10 protein-coding genes and 1 tRNA gene are annotated in these 13,027 nt (G+C 50.9%); 6 read left to right on the forward strand and 5 right to left on the reverse strand.

Features of this window, described 5'->3' with window-relative positions; translation table 11 throughout:
• Positions 1–47 precede the first annotated feature (47 nt).
• On the reverse strand, positions 48–992 hold the full coding sequence (locus Pla110_RS05940; protein ID WP_144994193.1) for a carbon-nitrogen hydrolase family protein: 945 nt from the start codon (positions 990–992) through the stop codon (positions 48–50).
• A 313-nt stretch (positions 993–1,305) separates the two neighbouring features.
• On the opposite strand from Pla110_RS05940, the gene Pla110_RS05945 reads away from it, so the two are divergent.
• A tRNA-Leu gene (locus Pla110_RS05945) sits at positions 1,306–1,389 on the forward strand.
• An 80-nt stretch (positions 1,390–1,469) separates the two neighbouring features.
• Here the strand turns inward: Pla110_RS05945 and Pla110_RS05950 are convergent.
• Positions 1,470–1,682, reverse strand: coding sequence for a DUF1653 domain-containing protein (locus tag Pla110_RS05950; protein WP_144994195.1), 213 nt, complete (start codon positions 1,680–1,682; stop codon positions 1,470–1,472).
• Between the two features lie 360 nt (positions 1,683–2,042).
• Between Pla110_RS05950 and Pla110_RS05955 the strand changes: the two genes are divergently transcribed.
• The 5 genes from Pla110_RS05955 (at position 2,043) to Pla110_RS05975 (ending at position 6,251) form a co-directional block, all read left to right on the forward strand.
• A complete protein-coding gene (locus Pla110_RS05955) occupies positions 2,043–2,633 on the forward strand; it encodes an HdeD family acid-resistance protein (RefSeq protein ID WP_197440536.1) in 591 nt (196 codons plus the stop codon).
• Positions 2,634–2,635: 2 nt separating this feature from the next.
• Positions 2,636–3,097 (forward strand): alpha/beta hydrolase, encoded by a 462-nt coding sequence (locus tag Pla110_RS05960; protein WP_144994199.1) that lies wholly within the window; start codon positions 2,636–2,638, stop codon positions 3,095–3,097.
• A gap of 325 nt (positions 3,098–3,422) precedes the next feature.
• Positions 3,423–4,115, forward strand: coding sequence for a class I SAM-dependent methyltransferase (locus Pla110_RS05965; RefSeq protein ID WP_144994201.1), 693 nt, complete (start codon positions 3,423–3,425; stop codon positions 4,113–4,115).
• Positions 4,116–4,434: 319 nt separating this feature from the next.
• Positions 4,435–5,796, forward strand: a complete 1,362-nt coding sequence (locus Pla110_RS05970; RefSeq protein ID WP_144994203.1) for a Gfo/Idh/MocA family protein — start codon at positions 4,435–4,437, stop codon at positions 5,794–5,796.
• Positions 5,796–6,251 (forward strand): YaiI/YqxD family protein, encoded by a 456-nt coding sequence (locus Pla110_RS05975; protein WP_144994205.1) that lies wholly within the window; start codon positions 5,796–5,798, stop codon positions 6,249–6,251. The genes Pla110_RS05970 and Pla110_RS05975 overlap by 1 nt, the downstream gene beginning before the upstream one ends.
• Before the next feature lie 6 nt (positions 6,252–6,257).
• Here Pla110_RS05975 and Pla110_RS05980 read toward each other — a convergent pair whose 3' ends face one another.
• From Pla110_RS05980 to topA, 3 genes are all read right to left on the reverse strand, one after another.
• Positions 6,258–7,670, reverse strand: a complete 1,413-nt coding sequence (locus tag Pla110_RS05980; RefSeq protein ID WP_231742929.1) for a DEAD/DEAH box helicase — start codon at positions 7,668–7,670, stop codon at positions 6,258–6,260.
• A 509-nt stretch (positions 7,671–8,179) separates the two neighbouring features.
• The gene (locus tag Pla110_RS05985; RefSeq protein WP_144994209.1) at positions 8,180–9,562 is read right to left on the reverse strand and encodes a Gfo/Idh/MocA family protein; all 1,383 of its coding nucleotides are present in this window, start codon (positions 9,560–9,562) and stop codon (positions 8,180–8,182) included.
• A 396-nt stretch (positions 9,563–9,958) separates the two neighbouring features.
• A complete protein-coding gene (topA, locus tag Pla110_RS05990) occupies positions 9,959–12,694 on the reverse strand; it encodes a type I DNA topoisomerase (protein WP_144999606.1) in 2,736 nt (911 codons plus the stop codon).
• Between the last annotated feature and the right edge of the window lie 333 nt (positions 12,695–13,027).

A 13,027-nucleotide genomic window follows, 5' to 3' on the forward strand; every position in this document is an offset into this window, starting at 1 on the left:
AGACAGCGAACGGGCTATTTTCTTAAGGAATGTGCTAAAGCGTCTGCTTAAGGAGTATTGGCTTCCCGATACGTCTCCGGTCGTCGATTACGCACCGATCGACGAGTCTTCTTCAGTTTGTCGAGGTCGATGGTCATGATGGCAAAACTATCCTCAGCACCCTCCTGCATGATCTCCCCGTCGCGATCAATTAGCAGCGACTGATTGGGATGAGAAAAAACGACATACGCCTGGTTCTCGTATGCTCGTACTTGCATTAAACGTGTGTTCCAATCCCCCCAGCTTCCGTAGGAAGGGCACGCAATCAAGTCGGCCCCGTTCAATGTTAACTGTCGTGCGGGTTCAGGAAGTTGACGATCAAAACAGATCATCATTCCTACCTTCAATTCCTGTTTGGATTCAGGATCATGAATGGAGAATACAGGGTAGTCGCTTCCCGCTGTATATCCTGGTGGATTGACTTCGTATCCCTGATGGAAATGTGTCTTATGATATTTTCCAACTAACTTGCCATCAGGGTCAAACAGTGCTGCCGTATTGAATGTCTTCTCCGTGACGCTGTCGGCTTCCAGAAATCCCAGTATCAGATAGATTTTCAAATCGATCGCCAGTTGCTGAAATCGCTGAATGAACTTGCCGTCAATTGGCTCTGCCAGTTCCTGGAATCGGTTGGTCAGCTCTTTTTTACGCTCCGGATCTTCTTCGTGAATCACTTCATTAACGACATACCCCTCGAGCATGCCTTCCGGAGTGATCACGAGTTCGGCCCCCGCTTCCACTGCACGACGCATCTCTTTCTCCAACCGGACGGCATTCGCTTCTTTATTCCACTTTTTAGGAACGAACGAGATGCTGGCGACCTTCAGCGTCGCCGAGACGATTTCTTCCGCAGCGGGTTCCTCGGCGACAACTAATCGACTGGAACAACAAAGAGGTAGAATCAGGGCAATAGAAAAGGCAATCAGGAAACATCGACGGGAATCATCGTTCATGATTCACTCTTTATGATCAGGCGGCTCGTTGCGAATGGGGAGTAACGCGAAGATTGGGCATTCTCTCATTAGAACCGATCCGGCCCAGCCCCGCCAATTAGAAAAATGCAATATCGCCCGAACCTACCCTTCCAATACCAGCTCTATCCCCTTGGAATCCAAGGTCCCCGAGGAGGATTCAGCAAAAACCGGCCCCACACAGTTGAACGCAGCAACACAATCCGGTAAAAGGACTTCTGGATGGTATTGGCTTTCTTGATGTTTGTACACGAGGGAATCGATGCCACCTATCATCTCGACAAGAGACCACCACGGCCGAGTGGCGGAATGGCAGACGCACGGGACTTAAAATCCCGGGACCGTAAAGGTCGTGCGGGTTCGAGTCCCGCCTCGGCTATCTTAATATCAAAGGACTTACAGCAATTCGCTGTGAGTCCTTTTTTTGTGGAGCGTCTTTTGGCGTATGACAGCGGGAAATTAATCTGTTGGGCCGATGTATGCGAAGCGGGGAGTCGGAGTGCCGTCGACTGTGACCAACTCTTCGAACATTTCCCGGGGTCTGACCCACAGGCCTTTATCGCCGTAGTCCTGACGGTATACGACGAGTTCTTCCATCGTCTCACTATGCCTCGCAACTTCGAGGACCAGGTATTCATTCCCTTTGTAATGGCGGTATCGTCCGGGTTGCATGGGAGCGCTTTCTAGTAATTCTCGGATTGAAGAGGGAGGATATCCAAATTGGAAAACAGATACTCGTTGATAGCAATGGCTTCGAGCCGACTATTTGAAATGGAGAAAATATCGATTGCGAGGAGCGTTTGAAGAAGAGTAGATCGTTGTTATTGTGAGATTGAGATTGGTCGGCGGACTTGGTGTTGCTCTGTTAGTTAGGTTAGGATGACATAAATACAACATTGATCACTACAATATTGATCGAAGCGAAGGATAATAAAACCCTCTCGTAATCATGGAGGTAGATCGATCCTGTCGTCAAGGATGTTTCATAATTACAGAAGCTGCACTTCGTAAAAGATCATGGGGGAACTCGCAATGAGTCAGGATAATCAACTTAGTATGAACTCGTTACATCTGGTCGGGGCAGAGGAACTCGGCAAACGCTGGGGATGGTTCCTCGGTTTAGGAATCCTGTTAGTCGTCCTGGGAGTCATCGCTCTCGGTGCCTCGGTCACGATGACATTAGCTACGATGGTCTTTATCGGGTGGTTGATGATTATTGGAGGCATTCTGCAAACCGTCCATGCTTTCACCTGCAAGGCGTGGAGTGGATTTTTTATCGATCTGCTTAGCGGGATTCTTTACACCGTGATTGGTTTCATGATCGTGGCGAATCCTGGGTCAACAGCGATTACTCTGACTCTATTAATCGCCATGTTCCTCATCTTTGGTGGTCTGTTTCGTATCATCGTAGCGATTGCGGTTCGTTATCAAAACTGGGTTTGGCTGCTGTTGAACGGCGTAGTCAGCCTGATCCTGGGGATTGCCATTTGGCAACAATGGCCTCTTTCAGGGTTGTGGGTGATTGGCGTCTTCGTCGGAATTGATATGTTGTTGAATGGTTGGTCGCTAGTGATGCTCGCCTTTGCTGCTAAAAGTTTGCAAAGTGAGGAACCACAGGCGTAACGATGAAAATTCTTTTCCTTCATGGTTGGCACAGCGTTGTCGGTGGGGTGAAACCGACATCGCTAAAGAACGCTGGCCATCAGGTACTCAATCCCGCGCTCGATGATGACGATTTCGGTTTAGCGGTGCGAACAGCCCAGCAGGTTTACGACGATGAGCATCCCGATGTCATTGTCGGTTCATCACGCGGCAGCGCGGTAGCGATGAACCTTCAAAGTGGCCAGACGCCGTTGGTACTACTATGTCCCGCCTGGAAGAACTGGGGCTCTGTAGCCACGATAAAATCGAATTCGCGCGTGCTTCACTCCCGGGCGGACGACGTAATTCCCTATGCCGACAGTGAAGAATTGATCGCCAACAGCCAACTCGATTTGAAGTCGCTGATCGAAGTCGGCACGGATCACCGGTTGGCTGAACCGGAACCGTTGCAGGTCATGTTGAAAGCGTGCCTGGAGTTGCAATAAGGTTCCCAAAGCTGCTTCGGAACAAGAATTCTGCAGAGTGAGATTTATTTTTCGCCATTAAGCAGTGAAAGGAACGGGTCGGTAGGGAAACGCTAAGGGGGACTGGTCATCAGGATGATTGGATTCTGTGCGCCTGTCGATTTGGGATTGACAGGAAAAAACGCTCGTTAGATACTTCACGCCTCTATTAGCGGTCCTGGAACCCTCTGATGGATCTCATTGATCCCTTATTATTAGGCCCAATAACAGTCACAGCCGGGTTTCAGGATGGGATCTAATTTAACACGTCAGGCGTCGCTTGAGCAGGCAGAAGGGTGAGGAGTACATGGACGGTCAATCTTTGGATATTCAACACAATCAGCGTTTCTGGGATGGAAACAAGTCCGCCTATCAGGGGGCGAAGAACTCCGCTGTGTTGATCGAGCTGACGCGTGGTTTTCTCGGAAAAAGGATTCTCGACGCCGGGGCCGGCGATGGGACACTGGTTGCGACACTTCGAAAAGAACTTACGAATACCAAGACGGTTGGTGTCGATCTTGCGCCCAAAAGTGAAATCGTGGAGCGCGGCGACCTCACAGACCTTCAATTTACGAGTGGCGAATTCGATACCGTGTTCTGCGCAGAGGTCATCGAGCATCTTACCCCCGAAACGACGGGGAAAGTGCTGGCCGAATTGACAAGAGTATTGAAACCAGATGGGCACCTGGTCCTGACGACTCCGTATAACGAAAAATTGTCAGAACTGGAAATCACTTGCCCTGAGTGTGAATGTCATTTCCATCGGTGGGGACACGTACAGAATTTTATCGAAGACGATTTTCGTACATTAGCGCTCGCTGCGGGGCTTACACCGCTCGAAGTCTACCCCGCGCGATTACCCCGGCTGCGTCGCTTTCGATATCTCGGCGGGAAACTCTTGAAGTCGAAGGCTCTCTCCTCGCTGCGGAATTCGAAACGAAAACAGACGCTGATTATGGTTGCGAAAAAGATGGCCAATTCGAATAAAAAAGCCGCCTGACGGGGGGGGGGGGGCTCGGGATACTGGACCCTTTCACCATTCCCTGAAAAGAGGGAATTGGTGTTGGAACCTGCCAGCGATCGCTTCGGTCACTGTTCGATTGTCATCCGGTCCCATGCATTGTGTAGCCTTTTCTGGCCATGAGTCCTCGCAAGATACGCCTCCTCCGCTTATTCCTTCCTACGTAAGTCTGGAGAATCTCGCCACCGCTGCGCCGAAGAAGCAGGGTTCGCAAAGGTATTGTTCGTCTGGTATTCTGGTATAAGAAATGAGTGAAACAAATTTCGAATACTTCGAGAACGAATCAAGGAAATACAACATGCCTGCCAAAGATAGTCCCCCCCGCAATGAGGTCACTCGCCGCCAGTTCCTAAAGACCACTGCTATCGCCAGTGCTTCGACCTTTGCCGCTCCTGCGTTTTTGAGAGGTCAGAATCTGAATGATAAACTGGACATCGCCGTCATTGGTGTCGGCGGACGTGGTGGCAGTAACCTGCAGAATGTCTCTTCCGAAAACATTGTCGCTCTCTGTGACGTGAATGCTCAAAATCTCGGACGCGCTGCCGAGAAACATTCCCAAGCGAAAAAGTTCGTCGACTTTCGGCAGTTGTATGACAAAATTTCCAACTACGACGCCGTCGTCGTTAGCACATCAGAACATACCCACGCCTTCGCGACCTTACCCGCATTGCAGGATGGCAAACATGTCTACTGCGAGAAGCCATTAACACACAGCATCTCCGAAGCCCGCATTATTCGAGAAGCCGCTATGCAGGCGGGAACAGCGACGCAGATGGGAACCCAAATTCATGCGGGTGACAACTACCGTCGTGTTGTGGAACTGATCCAGAGCGGTGCGATTGGCAACGTAACGGAAGCTCATGTATGGGTTTCCCGTGCCTGGGGCCGACATGAATCACGTGAGGATTTTGAAGCCGCGAAAGACATTGTCTTTGCGCAAGACCGGCCTGCAGAAGCCGATCCCATTCCCGAACAACTGGACTGGGATCTCTGGTTGGGGCCTGCTCCCGCTCGACCTTATAACAATGTCTATTTCCCGGGCCCGAAATGGTATCGCTGGTGGGACTTTGGTAACGGAACCATGTCCGATTTGGGAAGCCATTGGATCGATCTTCCCTTCTGGGCACTCAAACTGAAAGCTCCACTGGCAATCGAAGCCCAGGGGCCAGTCCCGCATGCTGAAATCGCCCCCGCGTCGATGCAGGTGACTTACGAATACGGTGCCCGTGAAGAAATGCCGCCCGTGAAACTGACTTGGTATCAAGGCAAAAATAAACCGGCCATCTGGACGGAAAACGGAATTCCCCAGTGGGGCAGCGGAGTGCTGTTTGTCGGTGACAAAGGAATGCTCCTGGCCGACTACGGTAAGTACGCCTTATTGCCTGAGGAACAGTTTGTTGACTTCAAAGCTCCGGAACCATTCATTCCGAATTCAATCGGTCACCATGCCGAGTGGATTGACGCCTGTAAAACAGGGGCTCCAACGACATGCAACTTCGAGTATGCCGGCTGGCTGACTGAAGCCAATCATCTGGGGAACGTTGCTTATCGAACGGGGTCTCGTCTCGAATGGGATGCCGAAAAAATGAAGGTCACCAACACGGATAAAGCGAATCAGTTCATTAAACGGGACTACCGCTCCGGGTGGACATTGAGTTAATGCAGATTCTTATTGATGCGGATGCATGCCCGGTTAAAGATGAAGTTTACAAGGTGGCGAAGCGTTACGGAATTCCCGTGACGCTCGTCGCCAATGCCGGGATGTATGCGCCTAAAGCGAGCTGGCTGGAGCTGATCATCGTCAAGCAGGGGGCCAATGTGGCTGATGATCTGATCGCCGAGAAGGCGACCGCGAAAGACATCGTCATTACTGCCGACATTCCACTTGCGTCGCGATGTCTGGAAAAAGGTGCCGCCGTCCTCGATCATCGGGGAGGGGAGTTCACCCGGGAGAATATCGGTTCCATTCTTGCCGGACGGGAAGTCGGAGAACATCTTCGCGCCGCAGGAGTCGAAACAAAAGGACCGCGCCCATTTGATAAACAGGCACGGTCCAATTTTTTACAGACTTTCGATCAGGTGATCCAGAAACGTCGCCGCTCTTCCGGTCGGTAAATCGAATTATTTACCGGGGCGTCGGGCTGGTTTTGGTTTCCGTTTGGGTTTGCCTTTGAACGGCTTTTTGGTTCGAGGTTTTCCGAAAGAGCTTTCCGAGCTTTCGGAACTACTCTTATTGAATTTCTTCCGTCCCGGTCGTCCCTTGAATTTACGTTCTCCACTGGGCGAAGAGGTCGGGCCTTCTTTTCGTTGGAACTTACGTCGTTGTTGAGGACGTGGATCCCGAAGTTCATCTTCAGTTCGAGTATCCTGATCATTAGCTCCACCCTGAAGAGGTTGGAACGTATTCGTCAGTATTTCAATCTGACTCTCGGTAAGCCGTTCGATGTCGCGGAGACCTCGTTTTTGCCCGGGTTCGCAGAACGTGACTGCGATTCCAGTCGCTCCCGCCCGGCCGGTACGACCAATGCGATGGACATAGTCTTCTGCTTCCTGTGGCATATCAAAATTGATGACGTGGGTAATGCCATCGACATCAATACCGCGGGCAGCCAGGTCGGTTGCCACCAGAATGTGAGTCTTGCCAGTTTTGAAACCGTTCAAAATCCGTTGACGGGCTGCCTGTGATTTGTTGCCGTGGATTGCTTCCGCTTTGATTTTGCCTTGATGCAATTTTGTCGCTAGCAGATCCGCCCCCCGTTTGGTTCGGGTGAAGATGATGGCCGATCCAAAGTTGGAATCTTCCAGCAACTGGAGCAATAAATCCCGTTTTTTGTTTTTAGGCACCATGTAGGCGACCTGTTTAATATTCTCGACGGTCGAACTGTTCGGAGATACTTCTACACGAATCGGATCGACCAGCAGGCTATTCGCCAACTGCGAAACTTTCTGGGGCATCGTAGCCGAGAAGAAGAGTGACTGCCGTTCATCGGGCAAGGTTTTGATGATCTTCTTGAGGTCGGGAAGGAAGCCCATGTCGAGCATTCGGTCCGCTTCGTCCAGCACGAAGATTTCCAGTTCATTCAAGTGAATGAAACCCTGGTTCATCAGGTCGAGCAAACGTCCCGGTGTTGCCACCAACAGGTGAACTCCTCGGTTGAGTGCCTTAGTCTGACGATGCTGGCTCACGCCGCCATAAATGACCGCGTGGCGGAACTTCATGTTGCGACCATAAGTCTGAATGCTCTCGCCAATTTGAATGGCCAGTTCCCGGGTAGGGGAAAGAATCAGAACTCGGGGGCAGTTTGGTTTTGCAGACCGACGATCTTCATCAAGGAAGCTTAAAATCGGAAGCGAAAAGGCGGCCGTTTTACCGGTTCCTGTTTGTGCGCAACCAATCAGGTCGTGGCCGTTAATAATATGAGGGATCGATTCCGCCTGAATAGGAGTCGGTACGTCGTACCCTTCCTGTTCCAGGGATTTCAGAATCGCTTTACGTAATTTCAGATCAGAAAATGATTTGGTAGACTCGGTCAAGGGAGGTCCCATTCGGTGGAATAAAAGATCAGCGCAGTCTGCCGTGCTGTCGGCGAAGACAATCTACCGGCAAAATTTAAAACTGCATCCGTTGAAGGGCGCACAAGAACACAATGTTTTGATTGCTCTATCTGGTAACGGATTCAGCTGCGCGATAGTACGCCCCGGCGTTTAAGCGGGGGGATTAATCCTGCGAATGAGTCATAGCGCAGCTAGACGAATCTATCGATTTCGGATTCGTCGAAGAAACACCGGTTCAGTGGTGTTTAGTGCGTTAGAAACGGAAGCCAGCTGTCTCAACTCAGCACAACAGGGCTGGCGGGGTGAACAAGGTTCAACTGTTTCTGCGGTGCGGCGATTATAACTCCAATCGGCTTCCGTACTAGTGCCGATCTCGGCTTCTTTTCCACATTTTGCGATCTGGCCATCAAAATCATTAAAAAAACCTCTCACCACTGCTCATAAGAACAGACTGGGAGAGGTTTTTGTTTGGAAAAATGCCAGTTTGACTAAACTGGGTACTCAGTCTCTTTGAACAGACCGGGCAGAGGAACCGGGTAAGTACCATCTTCGAAAGCTGTCAGCGGAGCAGGACTGTCCAGAGTCAACTGATCGACGTTTGGAGCGAACTCGTGCTCAGAATTCAGGATGTCATCCCGAGTAATCAAACGGCCGGTATGAGAAGCCATGCGACCCATTGATGTGATCAGGCTGGCTTCGGCACCCCGATGCACTTCGTTGTAAGGGGTGTCATTGCGAATCGCTTCGATCAGGTGATCCCATTCCAGTTGGTACGGGTTACGTTCTGGTTGTGGATAAGCCCACACGAGGTCGTCGTTGGTCTCGTTGTAGCCAGAATAGATGCGGCACTTCGCGGGAATGTGACCTGCCGTGGAAATGACTGCGGAACCTTTGGTTCCATGAGCATAACTGGCAAACTTGGGCACACAACCAGGCATGGTGCGACCGCGAAGGAACAGCTTGGTTCCATCGGCGAAGGTGTATTCGACATTGTAGTTGTCGAAGTTCTGGTCGACGTAATCGCCTTTGTAATGCCGTCCACCAGCACCTTCAGCAGAGACCGGCCAGGCATCTTTCATCCAGCAACTTTCGTCAATGTTATGAATGAGGAAGTCACTATAGGCACCACCGCTGAGCCAGAGGAAACCGTGGAAATTACGAATCTGATACATCAGTTCAGACTCGCCTTCTGGTTTTCGTTCCGTAAAGGCTGTTCCGGTCAGTCCCGCCATACGATAAGCACGGAGTTCAAGGATATCGCCAATCTGACCTTCTTTGATTCGGTCGTACAACTCGCGACGGGCATCGCAATGGCGACACATCAGGCCAACGCCAACTTTCAGGTTTTTTTCGATGGATTTATCTGCGAGGTCAAACATCTTCCGGGTGGTCGGGCCGTCGACGGTCACCGGTTTTTCCATGAAGACATTAAGACCTTTTTCAATGGCGTAACTGAAATGCACCCAGCGGAAAGCAGGGGGAGTCGTTAGAATCACTACGTCGCCTGGACGAAGAGAATCCATCGCCTGTTTGTAAGCATCAAATCCGATGAATTTCCGATCTTCCGGAATGTCCATTTGCTTTTCGTGAGCCTGCTGCAGCTGATTGAAACTGTTGGAAAGTCGGTCTTCAAACACATCGGCCATCGCAACCAGTTTGATCGGTCCGCTGGTCGTGGCCAGAGCGTTGGCTGCCGCTCCCGAACCTCGTCCGCCACAACCGACCAAGGCAAGCTGGATCGTATTGTCTTCGCCAGCAAATAAGCCGGACTGCGAAAGAGTGGTGCCAACCATCGCGGTTGCCCCGGCTATCTTGCCGGAGTTTTTCAGGAAGTCGCGACGCGATGTAGAAACGTTTGAATGCTCGGTCATGTGTTTGATATCCCAGTTACTTGATCGGAAAAATATTCAGCTTTGATTCAGGTAGGATCATTCTGAGGGAGGGTGAGGGGTTCGGTGGGAACTCGCATTGGATCTCACTATCTTCTTTCATCCCCGCAGATGTTGCAAGGTGCGGAATCAAAATAGTCGCACTAATTATCGCTGGACAATTGGAGACGCTACTTACTTAAATCGCCAGTCTAATGTTCCGTGAGGGGATTTCAGATAGCGAAGGGAGCAGATATTCCCCCTCCATAATTATGTACGAAACAATCATCCAAAACGCGAAAAAAAAGGTCGATCAGGACCACAGATGGGTTTGATCGGCCTTTTGATCTGGAACGGACTATGGAGCCAGGGAGCAGTGATGAAATACAAAACTGAAGTTTAACTCTCCTCTTTTTTGGCCGTCTTTTTAGCCGCTTTTTTCTTTGCGGACTTCTTCTTGGTAGCTTTCTTTTTGGCCGCTTTTTTCTTCGAGGCCTTCTTTTTGGTGGGTGTCTTTTTGATCCCTTTTTGTTCGGCCTTCTGGTTGATCAGTACAACTGCCTCTTCCAGCGTGATGGAATCAATGTCTTTCTCTTTGGGAACCGTCACATTGATACGACCATACTTGATGTAAGGACCATATCGTCCGTCGAAAATAGCAACCGGCTTGTCTTCTTCGGGGAAGTTCCCCAGCGTTTTAATCGGTTCGGGAGCCGCTTTCCGTTTCGCCGTCTTCAACATTTCAATCGCGGCGTCGAGCGTCACATTCATGACGTCATACTTCACGCCGTCGATTTCCGTGGTGCCATCCTTACCGAATGATTTGAAGATTTTGTCGTGCGTGACATAAGGGCCAAACCGGCCGACCCCGGCATTCACCACTTTGGTTGTTTCAGGGTGTCGCCCCAGGCGTTTGGGAAGTTCCAATAACTTCTGTGCCATCTCCAAACCGACGGTGGTCGCATCGATGTTCTTGGGGATACTGACTCGTTTCGGTTTCGTTTCTGCTTCTTCGTCGATATCCCCCAGTTGCACATACGGACCGAAGGGGCCACTTTTTACATAGATCGGCAGTCCATCTTCATTGGAACCGAGCGACTGTGGTCCCTGTGCTTTGAGGAGAACCAGCTTATCAACCGTTTCGCCCGTCAATTCAGCAGGAGGAATTTCATCGGGAATGGAAACCGTAATCGACTCCCCATCTTCCATCATGCGTTCGACGAATGGGCCATACTTACCAACTCGAATATCGGTGTCGATGTTTCTGAACTTCAGCGTACAGGCTGCCCGCGGGTCAATCGTTTCCTCTTTGACTTTGACCTGATTGCTGAGTCCTTCTTCACCTTGATAGAACCGCTCCAGGTAGGGAAGCCGTTCCCCGTCGCCTGTCGCAATGTCGTCGAGGGACTGTTCCATTCTCGCTGTGAAATTCAGGTCGACCAAGTTCGGGAAGAAGAGTTCCAGCAGATTGGTGACTGCCATGCCGAGGTACGTCGGAATCAACTGATTTCCGGATTTAATTGAATAACCCCGGTCCTGAATCGTACCGATAATGCTTGCATACGTAGATGGTCGCCCAATCGCTTCCGATTCCAGTTTGCGAACAAGAGAAGCCTCCGTATATCGCGCGGGTGGTTTTGTTTCGTGACTGATCGCCTCTGGGTTATCACACTTAAGTTTGTCTTCCTTTTTCAGCGGCGGCAGAGCCGATTCCTGGTCGTCGAGTGCGGCTTCAGGGTCGTCAGATCCTTCCACATACGCCCGGAAGAAACCGGGAAAGACAACGTGCCGGCCAGAGGCGCGGAATTCGGTGTTTTCAGATTTAATCGTCACTGATTGGAAGAGAAGCTTGGCTTCTTCCATCTGCGTGGCAACCGTTCTTTTCCAAATCAATGCGTAAAGTTTGGCTTCCTGTCCGGTCAGTCCCAGCTCCTCGGCAGTCTTCATTTTAGTACCCGCAGGTCGAATCGCTTCGTGAGCCTCCTGCGCGTTTTTAGACTTATTGGAGAACTGGCGAACTTCCGAGTACAGATATTCGTCGCCGTAGCGGTCATTCACGCATTTACGGGCGGCCGTGATCGCTTCCTGTGAAAGGTTGACACTGTCAGTACGCATGTAAGTGATCTGACCGTTTTCATACAACCGCTGCGCGACTCGCATCGTGTCCCGGGCGGACATATTCAATTTTCGGTTTGATTCCTGCTGCAGCGTACTCGTCGTGAACGGCGGGTAAGGTCGTCGAACCTGATTTCGTTCTTCAACATCGCTGACCTGCCAATCGGCCGTCTTCAATTTAGTGACAAGTCCCGTCGCGTCCGACTCATTCAAAAGAACAACATCGGAGCCCTCTTTGAGCTTCCCCGTGTTCTCATCGAAATCCTTACCCGAGGCGACTTTCTTTCCGTCGACTGTCGAGAGGGTTGCTTCGAATTCCTGATTTTCTGTGGTTTTCAGCAGTGCTTTCAGGTCCCAATAGGTACCGCTATGGAAAGCAATTCGCTCCCATTCCCGCTGGACGAGAACGCGCACGGCCACCGATTGCACTCGGCCCGCTGAAATTCTGGGTTTGACTTTTTTCCAGAGGAGGGGGCTCAGGGTGTATCCGTACAGGCGGTCGACCACTCGGCGAGTTTCCTGTGCCGCTACGAGATCCTCGTCCAGTTCCCGTGGATTCCCGATCGCCTCAAGAATTGCTTCTTTGGTGATCTCGGAGAAAACCATCCGCTTAACGGGGACTTTGGGTTCCAGCAACTGAATCAGGTGCCAGCCGATGCTTTCTCCTTCGCGGTCTTCGTCCGTCGCGATCAGGAGTTCCTCGGACTGGGCAAGGTCGTCTTTGAGCTCTTTAATGAGCTTCTTTTTCTCTTTGGGGACCACATAAAGCGGCTCAAAATTGTTATTCACGTTGACGCTCAGCGTCGCCCAGTCCTCTTTTTTAACCGCTTTGGGAATTTCGCTTGCGCTGGCTGGCAAATCGCGCACGTGCCCCATACTCGCCTTCACAATATAATCGGGGCCCAGATAGCCCGAGATTTTTTTTGCCTTGGCGGGCGATTCTACAATTACCAGAGCTTTTTTCTTTTTGCTCACGATGGCCGATACTCCAGTTCCAGTGTGCTGAGGTTGGTCGAGCATGCTGGTTGGATAAGAGTGCTGCGGAAATGTCAGGCGAAACCGGTACAGATTCCCAGTTTCGGTATAATTTAAGTACTTATATAGTTGTGTCGTCATTACTGAGATCGGGCTGTCACTGGTATTGTCTTACGGTAGATACCGTTGACTGCCCTGGGTCACGTCGAAAAGCCATCCCCTTGGAGGTCCTTCGGGAAATTACCTATCTTTTCTCAAGTCGATTATTTAATTCTCGCTAACACGCTGCTCTTGCTTCGGTTGCGTTGAAAGCTACAATGCGGGACGATGTTCAGGCTTTCGTGTTCTGTCGAACAGGCTGTCCGGCCCAATTTCGTC

The sequence above is a fragment of the Polystyrenella longa genome, assembly GCF_007750395.1.
Classification (GTDB): domain Bacteria; phylum Planctomycetota; class Planctomycetia; order Planctomycetales; family Planctomycetaceae; genus Polystyrenella; species Polystyrenella longa.